Origin of the sequence: Proteiniphilum sp. (assembly GCF_034927365.1) — a bacterium.
GTDB lineage: Bacteria > Bacteroidota > Bacteroidia > Bacteroidales > Dysgonomonadaceae > Proteiniphilum.
The window spans coordinates 14,530-38,295 of the sequence record NZ_JAYFQD010000003.1; the positions used below are offsets into that span (position 1 = coordinate 14,530).

At 42.7% G+C, this 23,766-nt stretch carries 23 protein-coding genes; 12 read left to right on the top strand and 11 right to left on the bottom strand.

Annotation, left to right across the window (positions count from 1 at the left end; all coding sequences use genetic code 11):
• Window positions 1–91: 91 nt before the first annotated feature.
• Window positions 92–1,489 (top strand): class II fumarate hydratase, encoded by a 1,398-nt coding sequence (fumC, locus tag VB073_RS01270; RefSeq protein ID WP_323402328.1) that lies wholly within the window; start codon window positions 92–94, stop codon window positions 1,487–1,489.
• A 120-nt stretch (window positions 1,490–1,609) separates the two neighbouring features.
• Window positions 1,610–3,250: a fumarate hydratase gene (locus VB073_RS01275; protein WP_323402329.1), complete on the top strand. Its 1,641-nt coding sequence runs from the start codon at window positions 1,610–1,612 to the stop codon at window positions 3,248–3,250.
• Window positions 3,251–3,339: 89 nt separating this feature from the next.
• Here the strand turns inward: VB073_RS01275 and VB073_RS01280 are convergent, their stop codons facing one another.
• From VB073_RS01280 to VB073_RS01295, 4 genes are all read right to left on the bottom strand, one after another.
• Window positions 3,340–3,771: a PepSY-like domain-containing protein gene (locus tag VB073_RS01280; protein ID WP_323402330.1), complete on the bottom strand. Its 432-nt coding sequence runs from the start codon at window positions 3,769–3,771 to the stop codon at window positions 3,340–3,342.
• Between the two features lie 185 nt (window positions 3,772–3,956).
• Window positions 3,957–4,397, bottom strand: a complete 441-nt coding sequence (locus VB073_RS01285) for a PepSY-like domain-containing protein (protein ID WP_323402331.1) — start codon at window positions 4,395–4,397, stop codon at window positions 3,957–3,959.
• 66 nt (window positions 4,398–4,463) lie between these two features.
• Entirely contained in the window at window positions 4,464–5,735 is a 1,272-nt protein-coding gene (locus VB073_RS01290) for a HAMP domain-containing sensor histidine kinase (protein WP_323402332.1), read from the bottom strand.
• A gap of 6 nt (window positions 5,736–5,741) precedes the next feature.
• On the bottom strand, window positions 5,742–6,419 hold the full coding sequence (locus VB073_RS01295) for a response regulator transcription factor (RefSeq protein WP_323402333.1): 678 nt from the start codon (window positions 6,417–6,419) through the stop codon (window positions 5,742–5,744).
• A gap of 374 nt (window positions 6,420–6,793) precedes the next feature.
• On the opposite strand from VB073_RS01295, the gene rlmD reads away from it, so the two are divergent.
• Both rlmD and VB073_RS01305 read left to right on the top strand, forming a co-directional pair.
• Window positions 6,794–8,218: a 23S rRNA (uracil(1939)-C(5))-methyltransferase RlmD gene (gene rlmD, locus VB073_RS01300; RefSeq protein WP_323402334.1), complete on the top strand. Its 1,425-nt coding sequence runs from the start codon at window positions 6,794–6,796 to the stop codon at window positions 8,216–8,218.
• 100 nt (window positions 8,219–8,318) lie between these two features.
• On the top strand, window positions 8,319–9,707 hold the full coding sequence (locus VB073_RS01305; protein WP_323402335.1) for a sulfatase: 1,389 nt from the start codon (window positions 8,319–8,321) through the stop codon (window positions 9,705–9,707).
• 92 nt (window positions 9,708–9,799) lie between these two features.
• On the opposite strand, the gene VB073_RS01310 is transcribed toward VB073_RS01305, so the two are convergent.
• Both VB073_RS01310 and VB073_RS01315 read right to left on the bottom strand, forming a co-directional pair.
• Complete coding sequence (locus VB073_RS01310; RefSeq protein WP_323402336.1) at window positions 9,800–10,120, bottom strand: hypothetical protein; 321 nt, start codon at window positions 10,118–10,120, stop codon at window positions 9,800–9,802.
• Between the two features lie 102 nt (window positions 10,121–10,222).
• Window positions 10,223–10,744 (bottom strand): ferritin, encoded by a 522-nt coding sequence (locus tag VB073_RS01315; RefSeq protein ID WP_323402337.1) that lies wholly within the window; start codon window positions 10,742–10,744, stop codon window positions 10,223–10,225.
• A gap of 222 nt (window positions 10,745–10,966) precedes the next feature.
• Here VB073_RS01315 and spt point away from each other — a divergent pair, with 222 nt between their 5' ends.
• The 5 genes from spt to VB073_RS01340 all read left to right on the top strand — a co-directional run bounded on the left by spt (window position 10,967) and on the right by VB073_RS01340 (window position 17,164).
• Window positions 10,967–12,160: a serine palmitoyltransferase gene (gene spt / locus VB073_RS01320; protein ID WP_323402338.1), complete on the top strand. Its 1,194-nt coding sequence runs from the start codon at window positions 10,967–10,969 to the stop codon at window positions 12,158–12,160.
• A gap of 160 nt (window positions 12,161–12,320) precedes the next feature.
• Window positions 12,321–13,799 carry an IMP dehydrogenase gene (gene guaB, locus VB073_RS01325; protein ID WP_323402339.1) on the top strand — a complete coding sequence of 493 codons (1,479 nt, stop codon included), beginning with the start codon at window positions 12,321–12,323 and terminating at the stop codon, window positions 13,797–13,799.
• Window positions 13,800–14,046: 247 nt separating this feature from the next.
• Complete coding sequence (locus tag VB073_RS01330; RefSeq protein WP_323402340.1) at window positions 14,047–14,583, top strand: RNA polymerase sigma factor; 537 nt, start codon at window positions 14,047–14,049, stop codon at window positions 14,581–14,583.
• Between the two features lie 7 nt (window positions 14,584–14,590).
• Complete coding sequence (locus VB073_RS01335; RefSeq protein ID WP_323402341.1) at window positions 14,591–15,886, top strand: outer membrane beta-barrel protein; 1,296 nt, start codon at window positions 14,591–14,593, stop codon at window positions 15,884–15,886.
• Window positions 15,887–15,895: 9 nt separating this feature from the next.
• Window positions 15,896–17,164, top strand: coding sequence for a hypothetical protein (locus tag VB073_RS01340; RefSeq protein ID WP_323402342.1), 1,269 nt, complete (start codon window positions 15,896–15,898; stop codon window positions 17,162–17,164).
• 103 nt (window positions 17,165–17,267) lie between these two features.
• Here the strand turns inward: VB073_RS01340 and VB073_RS01345 are convergent, their stop codons facing one another.
• Window positions 17,268–18,029, bottom strand: a complete 762-nt coding sequence (locus VB073_RS01345; protein WP_323402343.1) for a protein-L-isoaspartate(D-aspartate) O-methyltransferase — start codon at window positions 18,027–18,029, stop codon at window positions 17,268–17,270.
• A 129-nt stretch (window positions 18,030–18,158) separates the two neighbouring features.
• On the opposite strand from VB073_RS01345, the gene VB073_RS01350 reads away from it, so the two are divergent.
• Genes VB073_RS01350 through VB073_RS01360 form a run of 3 tightly spaced genes read left to right on the top strand, consistent with a single transcriptional unit; the run spans window position 18,159 to window position 20,915 of the window.
• Entirely contained in the window at window positions 18,159–19,334 is a 1,176-nt protein-coding gene (locus VB073_RS01350; protein WP_323402344.1) for a C40 family peptidase, read from the top strand.
• 10 nt (window positions 19,335–19,344) lie between these two features.
• The gene (locus VB073_RS01355) at window positions 19,345–20,496 is read left to right on the top strand and encodes a dipeptide epimerase (protein ID WP_323402449.1); all 1,152 of its coding nucleotides are present in this window, start codon (window positions 19,345–19,347) and stop codon (window positions 20,494–20,496) included.
• A gap of 53 nt (window positions 20,497–20,549) precedes the next feature.
• Window positions 20,550–20,915 (top strand): DMT family protein, encoded by a 366-nt coding sequence (locus VB073_RS01360; protein ID WP_323402345.1) that lies wholly within the window; start codon window positions 20,550–20,552, stop codon window positions 20,913–20,915.
• A 35-nt stretch (window positions 20,916–20,950) separates the two neighbouring features.
• Here the strand turns inward: VB073_RS01360 and VB073_RS01365 are convergent, their stop codons facing one another.
• The 4 genes from VB073_RS01365 to VB073_RS01380 form a co-directional block, all read right to left on the bottom strand.
• Window positions 20,951–21,835 (bottom strand): hypothetical protein, encoded by an 885-nt coding sequence (locus tag VB073_RS01365; RefSeq protein WP_323402346.1) that lies wholly within the window; start codon window positions 21,833–21,835, stop codon window positions 20,951–20,953.
• A 195-nt stretch (window positions 21,836–22,030) separates the two neighbouring features.
• On the bottom strand, window positions 22,031–22,414 hold the full coding sequence (locus VB073_RS01370) for a DUF3037 domain-containing protein (RefSeq protein ID WP_323402347.1): 384 nt from the start codon (window positions 22,412–22,414) through the stop codon (window positions 22,031–22,033).
• The gene (locus tag VB073_RS01375) at window positions 22,401–23,171 is read right to left on the bottom strand and encodes a HipA family kinase (RefSeq protein WP_323402450.1); all 771 of its coding nucleotides are present in this window, start codon (window positions 23,169–23,171) and stop codon (window positions 22,401–22,403) included. The genes VB073_RS01370 and VB073_RS01375 overlap by 14 nt, the downstream gene beginning before the upstream one ends.
• A gap of 37 nt (window positions 23,172–23,208) precedes the next feature.
• Entirely contained in the window at window positions 23,209–23,751 is a 543-nt protein-coding gene (locus tag VB073_RS01380) for an isochorismatase family protein (RefSeq protein ID WP_323402348.1), read from the bottom strand.
• Window positions 23,752–23,766: the final 15 nt, after the last annotated feature.

The following is a 23,766-nucleotide window of genomic DNA, read 5'->3' on the forward strand; positions in this document are numbered from 1 at the left end:
ACAGTATAGCATCGCAAATTGCAGAAAATTGCACTACTGCTAACTTGTCACTTTCATCTGTTAAGTCAAACCGTATAGTATAGTAACATTTATGAATTACAGAATTGAAAAGGATACGTTGGGTGAGGTACAGGTACCTACCGACAAGCTGTGGGGTGCGCAGACCGAACGGTCACGCAACAACTTCAAGATTGGAACTCCTGCTTCCATGCCGAAAGAGATTATTTACGGCTTTGCCTACCTGAAAAAAGGTGCGGCATATGCCAACCACGAACTGGGTGTATTGTCACGGGAAAAACGTGATTATATTGCGCGGGTATGTGATGAGATTCTCGAAGGCAAACTCGACGACCAGTTCCCGCTGGTTATCTGGCAGACAGGATCGGGAACGCAGAGCAATATGAATGTGAACGAAGTGATTGCCAACCGTGCTCATCAACTGGCAGGAAAGACAATTGGCGAGGGAGAAAAGACACTGCAACCTAATGATGATGTAAACAAATCTCAGTCCTCCAACGATACTTTTCCCACCGGAATGCATATCGCTTGTTACAAAAAAGTGGTAGAAGTTACCCTCCCTGGTCTGCGTCAGTTGTACAAATCGTTGGCTACCAAATCGAAGGAGATGGAAGATGTGGTGAAGATCGGTCGTACCCATTTGATGGATGCTACTCCTCTTACACTGGGACAGGAATTCAGCGGCTATGCTGCACAAGTGGAATATGGAATCAAGGCTATCGAGCATACATTGCCGCATCTGGCAGAACTGGCGTTGGGCGGTACTGCGGTGGGAACCGGATTGAATACTCCTAAGAATTATGATGTGACGGTTGCCCGCTATATTGCCGAATTTACCGGTCTTCCTTTTGTGACTGCCCCCAATAAATTTGAAGCGTTGGCTTCTCATGATGCAGTGGTAGAAGCGCATGGAGCATTGAAACAGGTGGCTGTGTCGCTCAATAAGATCGCCAATGATATCCGTCTGCTGGCATCGGGGCCGAGAAGCGGTATCGGAGAGATCATTATCCCTGCTAATGAACCCGGCTCTTCCATTATGCCCGGAAAAGTGAATCCTACCCAGTGTGAAGCGCTCACCATGGTATGCGCCCAGGTGATCGGCAACGATATGGCAATCGCTGTAGGAGGTATGCAAGGACATTTCGAACTGAACGTCTTCAAACCGGTGATGGCTGCCAACTTCTTGCAGAGTGCACAACTTTTAGGGGATGCTGCTGTGTCGTTCGATATCCATTGTGTATCGGGCATCGAGCCGAACAGACCCCGTATCAAGGAACTGCTCAACAACTCGTTGATGCTAGTGACCGCTTTGAATACCAGGATCGGTTATTACAAGGCAGCAGAGATTGCCAATGCAGCCCACAGGAACGGCACGACCCTCAAAGAAGAGGCAGTTCGTCTGGGTTATGTAACTGTGGAAGATTTTGATAAATGGGTGCGACCCGAAGATATGATCAAATCGCTGGATTAATAACAGATATTTTATACAGCATCTATTTTATACGGCATCGTTTTTCGATGCCGTTTTTTCTTTGTAATTTTGCCCGTTAATAGAAAACAACCTCCGACGAATTTTAACATAATCATATTTATGGCAACAAAACCATTTATTTATCAGGAGCCATTTCCGATGTCAAAAGACCAGACAACCTATTACCTGCTCACCAAAGAGCATGTATCCGTGGCATCCTTTGAAGGGAAAGAAATACTAAAAGTCTCGAAAGAGGGATTAACCCTATTGGCGGAAACAGCCTTCCGTGATGTGGAATTCCTGCTGCGCCCCGACCATCAGGAACAGGTGGCAAGCATCCTCAACGACCCCGAGGCGAGTGATAACGATAAGTTCGTGGCACTCACTTTCCTGCGCAATGCCGAGATATCCGCGAAAGGGATTCTTCCTTTCTGCCAGGATACGGGAACGGCGATTATTGTCGGGAAAAAAGGACAACAGGTATGGACAGAAGGGAACGATGAAGAGGCCCTTTCCAAAGGCGTCTATAATACCTTCGTGAACGAGAACCTGCGCTATTCCCAAAATGCGCCGTTGAACATGTATGATGAGGTGAACACGGGTACCAACTTGCCTGCGCAAATCGATCTTTATGCAACGGACGGGGAAGAGTATAAGTTCCTCTGCATCGCCAAAGGAGGAGGATCTGCCAACAAGACCTATCTCTATCAGGAGACCAAAGCGCTGCTAACACCGGGCAAACTGGAGGCCTATCTGATTGAAAAAATGAAGTCACTGGGTACCGCTGCTTGCCCTCCTTATCACCTGGCATTCGTGATTGGTGGTACCTCTGCTGAAACCAACCTGAAGACGGTGAAACTGGCTTCCGCCAAATATTATGACAATCTGCCCACGGAAGGAAATGAACTGGGACAGGCTTTCCGGGACATTGAACTGGAGGAGAGACTGAAGAAAGCTTCCGTAGAGCTGGGCTTGGGAGCACAATTCGGAGGGAAATATTTCGCCCATGATGTGCGGGTTATCCGCCTGCCACGTCATGGTGCCTCCTGTCCCGTGGGGATGGGTGTATCCTGTTCAGCCGACCGCAACATCAAGGCAAAAATCAACCGTGAAGGTATCTGGATCGAGAAAATGGAGGATAATCCCGCTCGTCTTATCCCTGAGGAATACCGTGAAGGAGGTGAAGCGGGAGGTGTGAAAATCGACCTTAACCGACCGATGAGTGAAATCCTCGCGGAACTCTCCAGATATCCGGTCTCTACCCGTCTTTCGTTGAACGGTACGATCATCGTCGGTAGGGACATAGCTCATGCCAAGTTGAAAGAACGCATCGATCGTGGTGAGGGACTCCCACAGTATATCAAGGATCATCCCATTTACTATGCAGGTCCGGCCAAGACTCCTGAAGGATATGCTTCCGGATCGATGGGACCCACTACGGCAGGACGTATGGACTCTTACGTGGATCTGTTCCAGTCGCACGGCGGCAGCATGATCATGCTGGCAAAAGGGAACCGCAGTCAGCAGGTTACCGATGCCTGTAAAAAGTATGGTGGCTTCTATTTAGGTAGTATTGGTGGCCCGGCAGCCATCCTGGCACAGGACAGCATCAAACGTCTCGAATGCGTGGAGTATCCCGAGTTGGGAATGGAAGCGATTTGGAAGATTGAAGTGGAAGATTTCCCCGCATTTATCCTGGTGGATGACAAAGGGAATGACTTTTTTAAGGTAGTCACACAACCTAATTGCTCGATAGGGTAGATAGGGTAGGAAAAAAGAGGTGCCATCTTTCCGCAACCCTTTGGAGGGTGTGAAAAGATGGCACGTTATGTAAGACCGGGGTTATGCTGTTAATTCAATACTTTTCCGGTCTCGTCTACATTTACTTTTCTTTCGGAGTTGCCTTTTTCAAGTTCCAATAAGTAGTAGTTACCGGTTGGAGTTTCTACATAATCGGCATCATCAATATGATATCCTGTGTAGGCGGGATCGTTCACGATGTTTTTGACAGCCTCGGGCAATCCGGCAACCGCTACATCCCAAGATGTTCTCAGCCAGTTGTTCTTCAGGTCGAAAACAACGTCCTTGCTTATATTATCGTGAATAATATCTGCCTCGATAGTTTTGTTGTCTTCCCGTTCAATCTTTACGACCTGGGCACCCGGATATTTGTTCTCGATAAACGATTTGATATCCTTACTTACTGCATCGGATACAAGATCATCTTCACAGCTCAGAAATGGCAGTGTTATTACCGCCAGAGCTAACATTATTAGGTTCATTTTTTGTTTCATTGTTTTTATTTTTGAAGTTTATTTTTTCTAGAAGTCAAAAAAAATGGAAATAAAGAAGTTAAGAAGTGGAAAGGGAACCGAGTCTTCAATCTTCAATCAATATAAATTCAATCTTACTCAATCTCCTCCTAATCCTACGCCTAAAATCTTAAATCCTAGAGTCTTGGTTCTTTTTAATCATCAATATTTGTTACATTAAAATTGGCATCGAATTCCAGTTCTAAGCCATTAGCCAACTCAATTTCATACCTGTTTCGACTCTTTTTTTCTATTTTTATTATTTTTGAATCAGGATAATTTGTCTTTACATAACTGCTGATTTTTTGAGGGATCACTTCCTGAGGAAGTTCCGTGTATTTACAGTTGATCTCTTTCCAGACACCTTTGTTGTCGAATTCTGCTTTGTTACCGTTAGTAAAAATGACCTCATAACTTTTCCCCGAAAACTCACGTTCCATCTTAACCAGTGCAACCGACTGGTCAGGAAAATATTTTTTGATCATTTGTTGAGAATTAGCTGGCAGTTGATTAAAACTGATGGATTTGTCGTTCCCTGCGTAGGTTGTTATATGGGCAGTTGCCAGGAACATGCATAAAAGAATTAATTTTCTCATCTGTGATTTTTTTTTCTGTTTGTATATGACAAAATTATCACTCGATTCTGAAAGGAATTTGAAATTTCAGGGATAGATATTGAAACAATGAAAATTATTTTCGAAAAAATAGTCAATATGCAGTTTTTCCTGATCGCAAATAGATTTAATCAGAGCCAATCCAAGGCCGGAAGATTCCGGTTTTTTATTTCCCTGGTAGAATCTTTTGAAGATAAGTTGGGAATCGAGTGCAAACTCTTGTCCGCTATTTTTGAAAATAAGCTTCGACGCAGAGGTTTCTATTATTATTTTTCCATCTGTGACGTTGTGCACGAAAGCATTTTTAATAATGTTGTTGATCAATATCTCGGCCAATGTTTCATTCATCATTATTTTGAATATACCGGACTCCTTAATCTCTACGTTGATATTCAGGTGGGTGTACACTTCTTTGTAGTCCTGTAAATTCTTTTTGATCATGGAATTGAACTCAATTTCGGTTGTCCCTGAAAATTGGTTGTTTTCTATCCTGGAGAGTAGCAGTAACGTTTTGTTGAGGCGGGTAATCTGTTCGAGCGTTTGAAGTGTCTTCGATAACTCTTCCAGTTGTGATTCGGTGAGGGAGTCGTCCTCCATCAGATTTTCCAGACGATTACGGCATACTGCCAATGGCGTTTGAATCTCATGGGAGGCGTTCCCTATAAATTGTTTTTGTTCCTCGAAGACTTTTTCGCTACGTTGCATGCTTTGAACAACGGCCTCATTCAATTTTTTGTATTCGGTGATGTCTGTATCGTTATTCAAAGCAATATTTTCTCTCCCTATCTTGTATCGGTTAAGCCACCCTAATAGTTTATGCAAGGGTTTGTTACTCTGATGATACACCCAGATATTAACAATGAGAATGCATAGTAACAATCCGAAATACAAAAAGATCATCCAGTAAAGAATAGCCTCTTTGAGATCTTTCTTTTCAATAGTGGGTATGGCGACAACCAATTCGTGGAATCTACCGCTATCGTCCATATATACTGTGGTGAGTATGCGTGCCGGCTCTGTCTCGCGTTTGAGCGGGATATAAATCATTGAATCCATATAATGGATGTGGGGTTTGCTTTGTGCCTCCTCCCACGTTATCTCTTTCAGATAGTATTGGTTGTTCGAATTATTGTTTTCCGAAGGTATTTCTTCTCCTGCAAGTTGTCGCATAATGATTTGTTCCGCGTAATCTTCCAATGAGTCGTCAGTTTCGTCGTTTATCTCATTGATCATCCTTATATAAAAGAGGATGGCCCATATAGCCAGGACGATACTAAGTACAATACTTAGGCGGATGATGATATGGTAGATCAACTTCATGGGTGCTTATTCAATGATTAGTTTGTAGCCGATACCGTATACGGCTTTAATCTCTATATTTGCCCCTGATTCCTTTAACTTCTTCCGTAGGTTTTTGATCTGTGCATAGATAAAATCGAAATTATCGACCTGATCGATATGATCTCCCCATACCGCTTCTGCCAGTGTATGTTTATTGATTAGCCGGTTTCTACGGTTGGCAAAATAAAAGAGTATGTCGTACTCCTTGCGGTTAAGTTCTATATCCTTGTTGTCGACTGTAACCTTGAATCCTTCAGGATAAATTTTCACATTGCCAATCTCAATATCCATGTTCCCATCTTGTTGTTTTCGTCGTACCACGCTCCTGATCCGGGCAATGAGTTCGGCAAGATGGAAAGGTTTAGCCAGATAGTCATCCGCACCCATTTCTAAACCTGCAATTTTATCATCCAATGCGTCTTTGGCAGAAATAATGATAACACTGTCTCGCTTTTGTATCTTCTTGAGCGCCTTAAGAATTGATAACCCGTTTCCATCCGGAAGCATAATATCCAACAAGATACAATCGTATTCGTAATCTTCTATCTTCCGCAAGGCCGATTGATAGGTAGAGGCACATTCTACCACATACCTTTCTCTTTCCAGAGTCCTCTTGATTAACTCCTGTAAAGATGGCTCATCTTCTACGATCAGTATTTTCATCTTTTATGTAGAACTTAGAAGTTAGAACTTATCCACTTAACCACATAGGCATTTAACCACTTCCCAAATAACGATATCATTTCTGAATTAATTCTGAAAACCGATATACCATATAAGGTATAACCCTTTTGTCTGTTTTTTAGTTCTCGATTTTATTATCCTATTTATTATTCTGGTTAGCCGGTTTCATCCGGATTACTTTTTTTATCTTTGTATAATATAAGATGCGCCTCAACATAGTTCAACAAGTTAGACTATTCCTGCGTTCGGCAAAACGAGTAAACTCGTTCTGCTCTCTCTTAACCGAATAGTTCAAGCAAGCTTGGCTCTGTATTCGGCTTTCATTATCTTTGTGCTTCAAAATGGTAGACAAGATGGCAAGAAAGAAAAAACAACTACCCATACTGGAGAATATATTGATTACAGATGTGGCAGCCGAAGGTAAGGCGATTGCCAAAGTAGACGGCAGAGCAGTTTTTATCCCTTTTGCTGTACCCGGAGATGTGGTGGATATTCAACTGACACGGAAGAAGAATAGTTTTGCCGAGGGTAGGGTAATACGTTTTGAAAAGTATTCAGAAGATAGAACTGAACCGTTTTGTATTCATTTTGGTGTATGTGGTGGTTGTAAATGGCAGATGTTGCCTTATGAAGGACAGTTGAAGCACAAGCAGCAACAGGTGATCGATAATCTGGAACGGATAGGGAAAGTTGATCTACCGGGCGTTAATTCCATTTTAGGTGCGCCTGATACAATTTTTTACAGGAATAAACTGGAATTTACCTTTTCAAATAAGAAGTGGCTGACCGAAGCACAAATCTCCAGCAGTGAAGCTTTTGATAATATGAACGCATTGGGTTTTCATATTCCCGGTATGTTCGACAAGGTGTTGGATATCGATAAGTGTTGGTTACAGGATGATCTCTCTAATCAGATCCGAAATGCAGTTCGGGAATTTTGTCTGGAAAACGGCTACTCCTTTTTTGACCTTCGGGACCAGACGGGACTGATGCGTACACTTATTATCCGCAACAGTTCCATTGGAGAATGGATGGTGATAGTGGTCTTTTATGATGAGGATCGGGAGAAAAGGGAAAAGCTGATGAGTTATATTGCCGAAAAATTTCCCCAAATTACCTCGTTACTCTATATCGTCAACCAAAAAGCCAATGATACCATAACCGATCAGGAGGTGATTACCTGGCGTGGACGTGATCATATCTACGAAGAGATGGAGGGTTTGAAATTCAAGATAGGACCTAAATCGTTTTTCCAGACCAATAGCAAACAGGCGTATAATCTATATAAGGTAGTCCGTGATTTTGCACAATTGACCGGAGAGGAAACGGTTTATGATCTTTATACCGGAACCGGGAGTATTGCCAATTTCGTGGCACGGAATGCCAAAAAGGTAATCGGGATAGAATATGTGCCGGAAGCCATTTATGATGCGCACGAGAATTCCCGCCTGAATGGCATCGACAATACAATTTTCTTTGCGGGTGATATGAAAGATGTGCTCACTGCCGATTTCATAGCTGAACACGGTCGCCCTGACGTGATTATCACAGACCCGCCCCGTGCCGGGATGCACGATGACGTGATCGATACGATCCTTTTGGCTGTACCACAACACATTGTGTATGTGAGTTGTAATCCTGCCACCCAGGCGCGCGACCTGAGCCTTCTCGACATCCGGTACAAGGTCACCCGTGTACAATCCGTCGATATGTTTCCACATACGCACCATGTGGAGAATGTGCTATTGTTGGAGAAAAGAGAGTATCTGCGTGATTAGTAGTTATATGTTATGATATAGCTACCTTTGATGATACCTGTGTTATATAGTTCTGCCAGACGCATAGAGAAGAAAATAATCTGTATAAAAACGAAACGACATGAAGAAATACATAATGAGTTTATCTCTTTTAGGATGTGCTGTATTACCACCTGTGGAAATAAATGCACAAGATGATAAAAGGCCGAACTTTATCGTGTTTATCGCGGATGACCTCGGCTGGGAAGATATAGCTCCTTATGGTCATCCTGTGATAAAGACCCCTAATATTGACCGGATTGCTGCACAGGGATGTCGTTTTGATAAAGTGTTCCTGACGGCCAGTAGTTCATCCCCGAGTCGCAGTAGCATAATGACAGCAATGTATCCTCATTCTACTGATGCAGAAATCTTGCACAAACCTTTACCCGAAACTGCTGAAGTTGTAGCTACGCCATTGCGTGGAGCAGGCTATTTTACCGCTTCTGTGGGTAAGTGGCATCTTGGTCCCAATGTAAAAAAACAGTTTGATCTTGTGCAGGATTATGGAGGAAACAGAAGAAATAAAATGGGGAATGACTGGGTTGCTATGATCGCCAATTGTCCTAAAGACAAGCCCTTTTTTATATGGGCAGGATCGAATGACCCCCATCGTCCCTATAATGATATTAAGGAGGTAGTCTATACTCCTGACGATGTGATTATACCTGCTTATTTTCCGGATACACCAGGCATGAGGCAGGATCTTGCGGATTACTATAATTCTATTGCCCGTTTTGACAAACATGTAGGAATGGCTTTGGACGAACTGGAACGGCAAGGGTTAATGGATAATACAGTGATAATGGTCATGACGGATAATGGTCGTCCTTTTCCGCAATGTAAAACAAGAACGAACCAACAAGGCATGCGCACTCCATTGATTATTCGTTATCCGGGTACCGTAAAAAAAGGTAGCACATCCAATGCATTAATTAGTTCTATTGATATAATGCCAACCATTCTGGATATTGCAGGAACTTCTTATTCAAAAGAGGTGGATGGTATTAGTTTCAGACAAATCTTGTCTGATCCGGAGGCTTCTTTTCGAAAATATGCATTTGCAGAACATAACTGGCATAATTTTATGGCCTATGAACGGGCCATTTATAGTGAGCGTTATATTTATTCGATGAATTATTTACCGGATCTTCCGGCAACTCCTCCACTTGATGCCCTGCGTGGTGCCGGTTATCAATCAATGATTTTATTATGGAAAGAGAATAAACTGAAACCGGAACATTCAGATTGTTTTATAGTTCCAAGACCCGGGGAAGAATTATTTGACTATTTATCTGATAAAGACTGCATGAATAATTTAGTGTCAGAAAGGAAATTTCATAAGGTGCATAATGAGTTGAAAAAGCAACTTAAAAAACATGCTCAAAAAACTTCAGATAAATTTCCGGGACGTGATAAAATCAGACAGGAGGATTTAGATCGCACGACAGGAGAAAAACTAGATAAATAGAATCAGATAACCTGTTTGTACGTCGTTTCCCGGTAGCCGCTAACAATCAATAAGGACTTTTTACCAATAATAGCGGGTAATTTTTCCGGTATTTACTGCTGTACTTTTGCAAAATCGGCATCGGGAGAATTTCCGAAACTGTTCTTTTCTTTGCCCAGACCCAGGAAATCGAATAAAAACCAGAATATTGTAAATGAAGGTACTACATCTGTAACCGGTAATAGTTCTTCAATGAAAGTAATCAATGAGGTGTACTTTCCTTTTCTCTCGCCGAACATTTTGTAACTGATAGAGGCGGCTATAGGTGCCCATACGACATCAATAAACGGACCGATGCCAGGGATGGCCAAAGAAACCATCCCGACAGCATCCAAAAGTATGCACTTAATCAGTTTTTTATATTTACTATCCATAGCTTTGGTTTTCATTTGAGGGCAAAAATAGATAAAAAAGATTTACCGGAATAAAAAAACAGGTTTTTTTGGATTTTCCTGATAAATCTCTATCGTGAAGAATTATTCACTATCGGACGACATTTCAAGCGGAGTATATGTCCTTTTCGATAGTTCCTTGTCCATCGTGTAAATGCCAAAACCGTTATCGCCGATCAGCTTTAAAGCGTCAATCATACCCTGTGCTGTTTCTTCCTCTTCTACCTGTTCACTGACGAACCATTGCAACGTGTTCTCAGTGGCAAAATCGTTTTCTCTGCGCGACATCGCTACCAGGTTGTTGATAAGGGAGGTAACAACCCTCTCATGTTCCAGAGTGACTTCGAATGCATGTAGCAAGGAATTCCATGACGTGTCTACTTTGTCGATGGGTTGTAACTCCACCCTGTTCCCTTTAGAGACCAGATAATGCATCAACTTGTGAGCATGGTCCTGCTCTTCCTTGAACTGTACCTTAAACCAGTTGGCAAAACCGGGAAGACCGTTGTTTGCAAAATGCACCGACATGGAAAGATAGAGATAACCCGACCAAAGTTCGGCATTGATCTGTTTATTGATAGCAACTTCTAATTCTTTACTTACCATAGTTCCGTCTGTTTATCATTATTAATGTCTACTGACGTTAAAACGTTTTTATGCTTAAAATGTTTAAAAGTAGATAGTTTCGGAAATATCCCATATATTTCAAAAATTAACCTTACTTCGGAAATTAAATTAATTGTTATCTTTGCAAATTGATTGCGTTCTTGATTGAAGAGATGCTTCCGATATTTTTAGGTGGGAGCTTATTCATTAAATTTTTTTCAAATGAATTTCTTAAGGGAAAAAATGATGAAATATGATGCTCCGCAGCGTGCAAAGGCGGCGGGTATCTACCCCTATTTCCGGGCTATTGAGAGTGACCAGGATACCGAGGTCGTCATCAACGGAAAGAAAGTGTTGATGTTCGGCTCAAATGCCTATCTGGGGTTGACCAATCATCCGAAAGTGAAAGAAGCAGCTATTGCTGCAACAAAAAAATATGGTACCGGCATGGCTGGTTCCCGTTTCCTGAACGGAACACTCGATATACATCTGGAGTTGGAACGGAAACTTGCCAACTTTATGAATAAGGATGAGGCTATCGTTTTTTCTACCGGCTTCAGCGTTAATGAGGGTGTATTAGGATGCATGACGGGAAGAGATGATTTTATCATCTGGGATGAAAGAGATCACGCATCTATTATAGAGGGGCTTCGTACTTCTTACTCCACAAAGTTTAAATTTCGTCACAATGATATGGCGCATCTGGAGAAGCAACTGAAACGTTGTCATCAGGGGAAGGTGAAGTTGATTATTGTGGATGGAGTCTTCAGTATGGAAGGAGATCTGGCCAATCTGCCCGAGATCGTGAAATTGGCGAAGAAATACAATGCCAATATTATGGTCGATGAAGCTCATAGTCTGGGTGTTCTTGGCCGGAAATACAGCGGCCGTGGAGTATGCGATCATTTTGGGTTACTGAATGATGTGGATCTGGTAATGGGTACCTTCAGTAAATCGCTTGCATCAATCGGCGGGTTTGTGGCAGGGGATTATCCTGTCATTAACTATTTGCGTCACAATGCCCGTACCAATATATTCAGTGCCAGTATTACTCCCGGTGCTACCGCAGCTGCATCAGCAGCCTTGGATATTTTGAAATCGGAACCTGAACGGGTAAAAGCATTATGGGAACTGACTCATTATGCCATTAAACAGTTGGAAGAGCGAGGATTTGAGTTGGGGCCTACTTCCACACCTATTATGCCACTTTATGTACGTGATAACGACAAGACTTTCCTTGTTACCAAACTTCTGTTTGAAGAAGGTATTTTTGTCAATCCGGTAGTTTCTCCAGCAGTTTCTGCCGGAGATACCCTTATTCGTTACTCGTTGATGGCAACACACACTAAGGAGCAGATCGATTACTCTATTGAGCATATTACCAAAATATTTAAAAAGTTAAATATTTTACCATAGGGATTCTCCTGATTTGAGCAATATGCAATATTTGATTGCATATTGACTGTTGTGTTGAATTAATTCCGGGATCTATTATTAAAATTAACATCCTCAATCGGATTAATTCCCGAAAAAATATCTACTTTTGTATGCAATAAAAAAATAAAGATAGAATCTTATGTCATTTATTGCAGATAAAATCATCATGGAAGGGTTGACTTTCGACGACCTTCTGTTAGTTCCCTCTTACTCGGAGGTACTCCCCAAAAATGTAGATCTCTCTACTCAGTTTTCCAGAAATATTTCGCTTAATATTCCAATGGTGTCGGCTGCGATGGATACGGTGACCGAAACCACAATGGCTATCGCTATCGCCCGTGAGGGAGGAATCGGTGTGATCCATAAGAATATGAGTATCGCTGAACAGGCCAAACAGGTACGGGCTGTAAAGCGTGCAGAAAATGGAATGATCCTTAACCCGATCAGTATCACTCCCGACAGGAAAGTGTCCGATGCGCTGACCATGATGTCGGAGTTCAAGATCGGGGGTATTCCCGTAGTGGACGGCGACGATAGACTGGTAGGTATCGTAACAAACCGTGACCTCCGGTTTGAGAAGTCGATGGAAAAGCGGATCGAGGAAGTGATGACAAAGGATAAGCTTGTTACCACCCGCCAGACGACCAATCTGGAAGATGCCGCCGAGATCCTCCAGCAGCACAAGATTGAGAAACTGCCCGTAGTCGACTCCAATAATAGGTTGGTCGGACTGATCACTTATAAAGATATCACCAAAGCAAAGGATAAGCCGTTTGCCTGTAAAGATGAACAGGGGCGTCTTCGTGTAGCTGCAGGGATCGGTGTGACACATGACTCCATTGAAAGAGCGACCGCACTCATTGAAGCTGGTGTGGATGCAATAGTGATCGACACTGCACACGGCCATTCCAAAGGAGTCGGTGAGATGTTGAAATTAGTGAAGAAAACCTTCCCCGATATTGATATCGTAGTTGGTAATATTGCTACTGCCGATGCTGCCAGATTTCTGGTGGATGCCGGCGCCGATGCCGTGAAAGTGGGTATTGGTCCGGGATCTATATGTACTACCCGTGTAATCGCCGGAGTAGGTGTGCCGCAGTTATCGGCTATATATGAAGTAGCTTCGGCATTGAAAGGTACTGGTGTTCCGGTGATTGCCGACGGAGGTTTGCGCTATTCCGGGGATATTGTAAAAGCATTGGCTGCTGGTGGTTCTTCTGTAATGATGGGTTCATTGCTTGCCGGTACGGAAGAGTCGCCGGGAGAAACTATTATCTTCAATGGACGTAAGTTCAAGTCTTATCGTGGAATGGGATCGCTCTCTGCCATGCAGCAGGGTTCGAAAGACCGTTATTTTCAGGATGTAGAGGATGATATCAAGAAACTTGTTCCGGAAGGAATTGAAGCACGTGTACCGTTCAAAGGGACATTACAGGAGGTGATCTATCAGATGGTGGGAGGTTTGCGTTCCGGTATGGGTTACTGTGGTGCTGCAAACATCGAAAGGTTGCATGAAGCCAGGTTTACCCGTATTTCTGCTGCCGGATATGCTGAAAGTCATCCACATGGTGTAATGATCACACGTGAAGCACCGAATTATAGTAAGGGGAGTGAATAATTTCTAATAGAACCAGGATAATTAGAGTCAAGAATCAAGACAATGCATTATTGGTTGTTCAGATTCCTGGCTCTGTTTTTTAGTATTTGATCCTGAAATTTTCAAATATCCTTTATCTATCAAGCAACCTTTAACTTTAGATAATTTTTTCGGAATTAACTTCAGATTAAAAGATAGTCATAAATTTATTGTATCTCTGCAACGTTTCGTTTTCTACAAACGTCAATATAGTAAACAGGGAAACTTTATGTCGGAACAACGATTAATACTTGCTTGCAAGCAGGGAAAATTGTGGGCTAGAAAAGAGGTGTACGAACAGTACGCTCCGTCCATGATGGCTCTGTGCAGACGCTATGTATCCGATGTAGAAGATGCCAAAGACGTGTTACAGGAAGGATTCCTGAAAATTTTTATTGAAATAGGGCAATATTCGGGAAAAGGTTCTTTTGGAGGCTGGGTGAGAAGAGTATTTGTAAATACCTCACTTGATTATATGCGAAAAAAGAATCGTCTGAAACAGAAGGAACTGTTGACGGATGTTGAAATGGATTATTACGGGGATATTCCGGATATATCAGATATCACAGCTGATGACTTAATGCATTGTATCAATGAACTTCCCGATACCTACCGAACGGTTTTTAATCTTTTTGCGGTTGAGGGTTTTAGTCATCGTGAGATTGCTGTGTTGCTGGATATGCCTGAGAGTACATCACGATCGGCCTTTTTCAGGGCGAGGCAGTTATTACAAAAGAAAATCAGAGAGTTAATGGAATATAGATAACAGCGAGATGCAATCAGATGATAAATATACAGATAATCCGGATGACTTCTCGAGGGAAGTTGGGGAGAAGTTACGGGAACATCAGATGCCTGTCGGTTCTGATATCTGGAACTCGTTGGCGGAGAAACTCCAGCCACGTAAAGGTCGTGTTATCGTCTTTTGGCCATGGGCTGCTGCCGGTGTAGCTGCCGTAGCATTGGTGTGGTTCTTCTTGCTTAATCCTTGGGTCGATGAACCGTTACTGACGCAAAATTCATCATTACCAGAACAGGCCGGACAGTTGTCGATCCCTCTCCAGTCGATTCCGCATAGTAAGGAGAATCATGCGGATAAGGAATTGATCACAAAACAGACCGTGAATGAAGACAGTGACAAGCTAACGAAAAAAGAGAAAGAGAGAAAAAGATCAAAGCATGAAAGAGCAGTAAATCAGCAAAATAAGGTGAATGAAAATGGTGTTGGAAGATTGACAAAAATTTCAGAAACGGAAGAAAGTGAAGAATCAGCAGAAATTATAAAGTCGCAAGAGGTTGCGGAATCAATAGAGTCATCAATGCCGGAGGAGACTATGCCACTGGCAGAAAATCTACTATCCTCACCCATTCAAAAGCATCGGAAACAATATTCCCTAATGGCTGCATTGGGGAGTGGCAATGCTCTTCTGGATTTATCATTGGAGAATTACAATGTTGATAATCCGATCTTTGGAGATTATTCCCCTGGAGATAAGGGCGAAAGCAGTGGTGGAATCGGTTCAGGCGTTGAGTATAATTTGTTATCCCCGGAAGATTATACCAATATCGAACATCGTCCTCCTGTCTCCTTCAGTCTGATGGTTGATTTTCCGATCGACAAGAATATAAGCTTGGAAGCCGGGTTATCCTATACTTATCTTTTTTCGCGATTCAGCCGGAATGACCATTTCATTTATCGGGCTACATTACAACAACATTATGTGGGTGTCCCGTTAAATTTGAAATATACTATGTGGCAAAATGATGCGTGGAGGGTATATCTGTTTGGTGGCGGGAGTATTGAAAAAGGCCTTCGTTCTGTGTATAAGCAACGGATTGAGCGTAATGGAGGCGTAGTGTATCATACCAATGTGCATGGTGATATCGATGGATTTCAGTTTTCGGCGCAGGGAGGCGCCGGTTTCAGCTATCGGTTGCGGGATAATCTGGCGCTGTTTGGTGAGCCAAGGATCGTCTATTATTTTCAGAATAACCAGCCGATGAGTTCCCGCACGGAGAATCCATTGATATTCGGATTGAATATGGGAATAAGAATACAATTCAAATGAATAAAGCGTATGAAGAATTTAAATTTTTTACTGTTGATTGCCGGATTACTTCTTTTGCCGGGGTGTAAGGATTATGTGGATGAATATGTCACCTATACCGTGAATGAGCCGGTCTTTATGTCCGCTTCCGAATTCAGAAGCAGTGTAGATGTGGAACAGCCAAAGCCTATTGAAAAACAAGGGAAAATTGTATTTTACAACGATTACCTCTATATTTCCCAGCCGGAGAAAGGAATTCATGTGATTGATAACCGGGATCCATCGAATCCTCGGAACATCGCCTTTCTCGAATTGTTGGGTAATGCAGATATGCATGTGCGTGACAATGTGTTGTATGCCGATTCGTATATCGATTTGGTTTGGTTCGATATCACTGATCCGGCTAAACCGGTATTTAAAGGACGGAAGGAAGAGGTATTTCCTCAAGCGTTCCCTATTCCGGAAAACGGGTATGGAATTGATTCCGAGAAGTTGATGGATCGGGATAACAATATTGTTGTAGGTTGGAAACTTGTTGAAAAAAAAGTATTGGTCCGCAATTATAAACCCCGCTGGTGGAGTTGGGGTGGCGTGACAGAGGATAAGGTATATTCTGATGCCGCCTCGAATGGTGGAGGAGGTGTAGGAGTGGCAGGTTCCATGTCACGGTTCGCCATTTATCAGGACAATCTGTATACTGTCATGAATAATCAACTCGGTATTTTCGATCTGTCGAAGGAGGTGCCTGAGAAGATCGGTGAGGATCTCCATGTGGGATTTAGTGTAGAAACTATCTTCAGCTATAAAAATTGCCTGTTCATGGGAACACCCACGGGGATGATCATTTATTCGGTGGAAAATCCCTTAAAACCGGAATATCAGTCCATGATTACGCATGCCTTCGGCTGCGATCCCGTGGTAGTGGAGAACGATATCGCTTATGTGACCGTCCGTTCGGGAACTTTCTGTGGACAAAATGCCAATGAATTGATCATTGTAGATGTGAGTGACGTCAAGAAGCCTAACCATATTGTAACCTACGGGATGAAAGGTCCGAAAGGCCTGGGGATAGATAACGGAATCCTCTTTGTATGTGATGAGGGTTTGAAAATATTTGATGCTAAGGATCCGCAGACCATTATGGCCAATAAACTTGCTCATTTCGCGGATATTGACGGGTTTGATGTTATCCCCTTTAATAATGTGTTGATGGTGATTGCTGAAGACGGTATATATCAGTACGATTATAGCGATGTGAAAAGTATAAGGCGATTGAGCCGTTTACCGATCGGTAAATAAACTTCCCTGTTTGCTCAATTTCCTGCTGCTGTTGGAGAAATCCGGCGGCAGCTTTTTTAATGTAGAGAGGTATGATAAAACTTTGTGGGCTCTTTATGGATTGCTACTCCACAATACCTTGTTGCATAGGGACAAAGATAAAATCGCCATGTTCCGATTTCTTGAATTTATTCTCGCTTATCCTACGGATAAGGGTCATTTTTTGACCACCCTTTCCTCCTACAGGCGCGACCATCCATCCTCCTACCCGAAGCTGTTGTAAGAGTTTCTCCGGAACCTTTTCGGGTGCAGCGGTAATGAGGATCTTGTCGAAAGGAGCATGCTCGGGTAAACCCTCGAAGCCGTCACCAAAAAAGAGATTCGGGTAATATCCCAACTCATTCAGGGTCTCTTTGGCTCTTTCATACAAATTATAATACCTCTCTATGCTATAAACCTCTGCTTCCATTTCACACAATACTGCAGCCTGGTATCCGCTGCCAGTCCCTATTTCCAACACTTTCTCGCCAGGCTTCAGTTGTAATAGTTCAGTCTGATAAGCTACTGTGAAAGGTTGAGAGATAGTCTGTCCGCTTTCGATCGGTAATGGGCGATCCAAATAAGCATATGCCGAAAGTTGCTCATCAATAAAGGAGTGTCTCGGGATATTAGCGATAGCACTTAAAACTCGTTCGTCGGAAATGCCTTTTCCTTTTAACGTTTTTGCAAGTTTTTTGGCCTCATCGTGCTGTTGGGGAAAATCTGTCATATGAATATCTGAGTTTTTTTGCTGTTTTTTTATATTGTTCGATGTGCAGGTGATCAACCCTGTACAGCAAAGGATAATGATGAGTACCGCAATGGGATGCTGTTTTCCTCTTCTCATAATATGTGATTCTATTGTGATAGAAGCAAAGATAGTGATATTCTGTATTTTATCTGATTTTTTCGTTATATTATTTTCAGTTCAATAAAAAGTCGTATATTTCGAACAATTTTAATAGCGATAATTAAAATGCGAAAGACAATTTTTTTCTTTATTTTTTTCTTTTCAATGCTATCCGTTATGCCTCAGAATAGTGATATAGAATCCGTTATTAAGTTGTTAAAAGAGAAATATGCTCCGGACAGTCGTGTAGAGATATTTGATATCGAGGCATTGCAACAGGAGGATTGTATTCTCCTTAAAGGGAAAACCACCTGTAAGGCTGCTTATGAAGAATTGATCCAACAGGTAATGAGTATATCGGAAAATGTGGAAGACAATATCTGTCTCTTACCTGATAAGGGGTTGGGAGATGAAACCCGGGGGGTGATTTATAATTCAGTGGGTACGCTTCGTGCTGAACCGGGTTACGGTTCAGAACTAGTATCCCAGGGATTATTGGGAATGCCGGTAAAGATACTGGAGAAGCGTGGTGGATGGTTACGTATTCAGACTCCCGATAAGTATATTGGATGGATGTCCGGATCGATCGAGAGAATGACGGATGAGGAGTTGAAAAAATACCTGCAAGAACCGAAAGTAATCATTACATCCGTCTCAACACAATCATTCGGTAAACCTGAAGATATCTCTTTTCCGGTCTCCGATCTGGTGGCAGGCAATATTTTGAAATTAAAAGGATCGAAAGGTAAATTTTATCATGTGGTCTATCCTGATGGGCGTGAAGCCTATGTCAGAAAATCTGATGCCAAGGAGACGGCTGAATGGTTGAAAGGGATAACATTGACCGGAGAGAGTATCGTCAATACCGCTTACCGGTTCCAGGGGATACCTTACCTTTGGGGAGGTACTTCTTCCAAAGGACTGGATTGTAGCGGATTCATCAAGACCGTCTATTTCCTGCACGGTATTGTCCTTCCCCGTGATGCTTCGCAGCAGGTTCATTGTGGTCAGTTGGTGGATTCTTTGGGTGATTTCAATGACGCCATGCCCGGAGATTTGTTGTTTTTCGGCTCAAAAGCGACGGAAGAAAATGCCAAAGAACGGGTGGTGCATGTTGGTATCTACATCGGGAATAAACGGTTTATACACGCCTCCGATTATATCCATATCAACAGTTTCGATCCTGCCGATCCACTCTATGATGAGTATAATACGAACCGTTATCTCCGTACCAAACGAATTATAGGAGAGATAGGTACGCCGGGAATTGAAGAGATCTTTGAAAATGAATTTTATAAATAATGAACATATGATACAAAATCGCCGTCACTTCCTGAGAATGTCAGCCATCGCGGCAGCATCACTGGCTGTACCGTCACTGCTGCCGGCTTGTACTTCTCCCAAAAACAAACAATCCAAAAGCACAATGAAACTATCCTGGACTCCCTACGACTTGCAATTGAATCATACTTTCACCATCTCTGGCTTCTCACGCAAAACTACTCCTGTTGTACTGACCAAAATAGAGTACGACGGACTCGAAGGATATGGTGAAGCGTCCCTACCTCCTTATCTGGGTGAAACTCAGGAGTCGGTAATTGAATTTTTGCGAAAGGTGGATCTCTCCGGATTTAACCCCTCTCGCGATATCGAAGAGATTATGGCTTATCTCGATGAAACCGCCGATGCCAATACAGCCGCAAAGGCCGCAATAGATATTGCTTTGCACGATCTGGCAGGAAAAATCGAGGGTATGCCGTGGTATAAGATAAGGGGAATGGACAAGTATAATGTGCCGGATACTACATTTACCATTGGTATCGATACCGATGAAGTGGTGCGGGAAAAAACCCGTGAAGCGCTGGGTCGCTTCAATATCCTGAAGGTGAAAGTGGGTGGCCCCGATGATAAGAGAATGATTGAAGCGATCCGTTCGGAAACTGATCTGCCGCTGGCCGTGGATGCCAATCAGGGATGGAAAGACCGTCAGCAGGCGCTCGATATGATTTTCTGGTTGAAAGAGCAGGGGATCGTGATGGTAGAGCAACCTATGCCGAAAGGTGATCTGGATAATATTGCCCGCCTCACCGAAGAGAGTCCACTCCCCATTTTTGCGGACGAATCGATACAGCGCCTTGCCGATGTGGAGCGGTTGAAAGGTGTATTTTCCGGTATCAATATCAAGCTGATGAAGTGTACCGGTATGCTTGAAGCGTGGAAAATGCGAAACTTCGCCTATTCATTGGGGATGAAGGTGATGATCGGGTGCATGACCGAAACATCCTGTGCCATCTCGGCTGCATCCCAACTCTATGCCGGAATGGACTTTGCTGATCTCGACGGCGCCCTCCTGATAGGAAATGATTGTTTCGATGGAGCAAAGCTTGAAAATGGGAAGATTATCCCCAACGACCAGCCCGGTATCGGTGTAAAACCGATTCAAGAATTAGCTTTTGGAAGATAAAAAACTTGTGCGTACATTTGCGCGATTTTTTTACTTCTTTTGTAGGTTATCGAATGAATTATTTGGTCACAATCGGGCTTTTGATTTGCTCCAATGTCTTTATGACATTTGCGTGGTACGGACATTTAAAACTGGCAGAAAGTGCATGGTTCAGCAAACTGCCGCTTATTGGGGTGATTGTTTTTAGTTGGTTGATCGCCTTTTTCGAATACTGTTTTCAGGTTCCTGCAAACCGTATCGGGTTTGAAGGAAATGGTGGTAGTTTTTCTCTACTACAATTGAAAGTTATTCAGGAAGTAATTACCTTGGTCGTCTTTGTCGTTTTTTCCTACCTCGCTTTCGGCACTCAATTGAAATGGAACCACCTTCTCGGTTTCGTCTTTCTGGTGCTGGCTGTCTATTTTATTTTTAAAGGATGATGAACCATATATGAGACTGGAATACAAAACCGTTTTTAATACCGTTTATGCGTATGTTGGTAATAATGCACCTTTATTGTTTTCTCAATAGTGTCGGCGTTTTTATTAAGATATGCCATATTGTATCTGATCACACTTTTTTTCTTTTCCAAGCCAGACTCCGGCTTAAATGTGATATGGAGATAAGTGGTTATATGTGAGCCATTGGTGTTGGAGACTGTTTTATCCTGAAAATCAAAAGAATCTACCATATCCCATGATTGCTCTCCCGTTTTTTTGTTCCATATACCCTCTTCCGAGATAATTACCAGAGTAGGATGCAGTGCTAACTTCATCAATAAAAACAAGATACCGACAGAAGACAGTAAAGCAAGGATTATATCAATAACAAGCTCAACAGAGGTGCCATTCATTAACCGATCGGTGGTTTTGTAACATATCCAGACACATACGGCAAGTGGTATCAGATAATAAAAAAGCGATCGTTTTATCTCCAATTTACGGGGAATAGAATAATCATCCTCCAATATCACCTTGAGGGTGTTATTTTTAATTCTTTCCCTGACAATATGAAGGGCCTTTAGCCTCTCTTTCCTGATAGAGAGATGCCACCTGGAAGGGAAAATGTTTACTGAAAATCGATTGTTGGGTGCCCTCTCTCTAAATTCTTTTACATCATCTACGTTCTTGTAAGCCCATGTTTTCCATTTGTCCCCAAAATAGGTCATTATAGCACCAAAAGCACCAAATGAAGAAATCATTAAGATTATTGATAATATGGTGAATGGTAGAGAGCCTTCAAAGGCTGCTAAAATATAAATAGCTGTTGCCATGATTAACATCATAGCTATTAGTGCAGGATATACAACCCTGCTACGGGCTTTTCTTATAGCTTGAGAAACGGTAATATATTTTTGCATAGTTATTAATTGTTCAGGCTGCCTATGGATACCACATACACGCAAAGATCACGTATGACCGTGTTAGATCATACTGAATATCCTGGATGCAAATATAAGATGTTTTTCTTTGGTTATGAATGTTTTATGAATATTTATTCGGTAATTTGGCCATTTTTCATTCGGCAAGTTGATGAAAAAATGAGGAGGAATTACTTACTTCACTAACTCTTCAAATAATCGATCAAATGTTTTGTCCAGATCGTCGGTCTTTCCGGGGTGGGGGTGCGATGTCTGGATAATGGAACTGCGAACGGCTGTTAGCCAGCGGAAACGTTCGGGGATTTCCAGTTGCGCGATGGGGCCACAATTCGGATTGCCCTGTGCAATCTGTTTATGTGTTTCAAGGTTTTCGATCACGTCACTATAGTCCGCTTCCGAACGCATCAGCCTGAATTTCTCGGGACAGAGATGGTATTCAAACCGGATATACTTCTCCCGCTTGCAGAACAGAATAAGTCCCACATTGAAGAACTCTTCCCGTTCAATCCTCGGTACCAATCGAATAACGGCATAATGATACAGTTTATCCTCTTGCATCTTTGGCAGTTTTTAGAAAGTTTTGAGAATATCGCAATCGAGTCTTTAAAAGATTCAGATAGACTCTTCGGATCTCATCCGGTACCTGCTGTGTATGATTCCATTCCAGCCATTCATCAGGAATAAGTTCAGTGATCTCCTCCAACAGATCAGACGAGAGCACCTCATGGGCAAGTTGATCTGCCTCGTCAAGCATTGACGCCTGGGGTAATAGGACGTGATCTTTGATATGAGGGAACGGGTTAAGGGCGTGCCTCTCAAAATCGTTCCACGAATGATGGAAATAAAATGATGCACCATTATCAATTACCCATAACTCACGGTGCCACCACAACAGGTTGGTATTGTTGAAGGTGCGGTCGATATTGGTGGTATATGCATCGAGCCAGACAATCTTTGATGCCAGGAATGAATCAATTTTCACTGTAGGGTCGTAAGCTATAGCCCCCGAGAGGTAATGTAGCCCAAGATTGAGTCCTTCGCTGCTTTTCAGTAAATCCTGAATTTCCTCATCACCCTCGCTGCGCCCGAAATCCTCATCGAGAGTGGCAAAGACCAATTCGGGAATTTGTAATCCCAATGCAGAGGCAATTTTTCCACCGAGCAATTCCGAAATCAGCATCTTGGTGCCGTGTCCAGCGCCCCGGAACTTCAGCACATATTTGAATCCGTCGTCCGCCTCTGCCAAAGCCGGTAACGATCCACCCTCACGCAAAGGTAGAATGTAACGGACAACTTTTACTGTGCGTAGTGAAATATCTTTTCCCATTGGGTGCAAAGATACGATAATATCATTAAATTTCTTCTGATTCTATCAGCAGACACCCCTTACTGTACATCTCGTGGATTGCTTTTTCGTCGTCGCCCGGTTGTGCATTGACGGCACCGATGGCGTCGGTGATTACATAGGTATGGAACCCCTGTTCCACCGCATCGATGGCAGAGGCCTTCACACAGTAATCGGTGGCCAGACCGCATACATAAAGGCTCTCAATATTGTTTTCATGAAGGAATCCGGTAAGCGATGCACTAGTCGCCTCAAAAGCGGAATAGCCATCATCTTTATTGCCTGTACCCTTCAATAACTTCAGATCTATTTTGTTGTTTTCCAGATCGGGATGGAATTCTGCTCCTGCTGTTCCGGCTACACAATGTATTGGCCATTTCTCAAAATGCACTGTCTCCTGCGGATGCCAGTCCTGCGATGAAATAATCAGGTCGAATTTATCCATAATCCCGTTGATTACCGATACTATCTTGTCGCCATCCTTTACAGCCAAGGCTCCACCGGGACAGAAATCATTCTGCACATCCACGATAAGTAATGCTTTCTTCATATGGTTATTTTTACA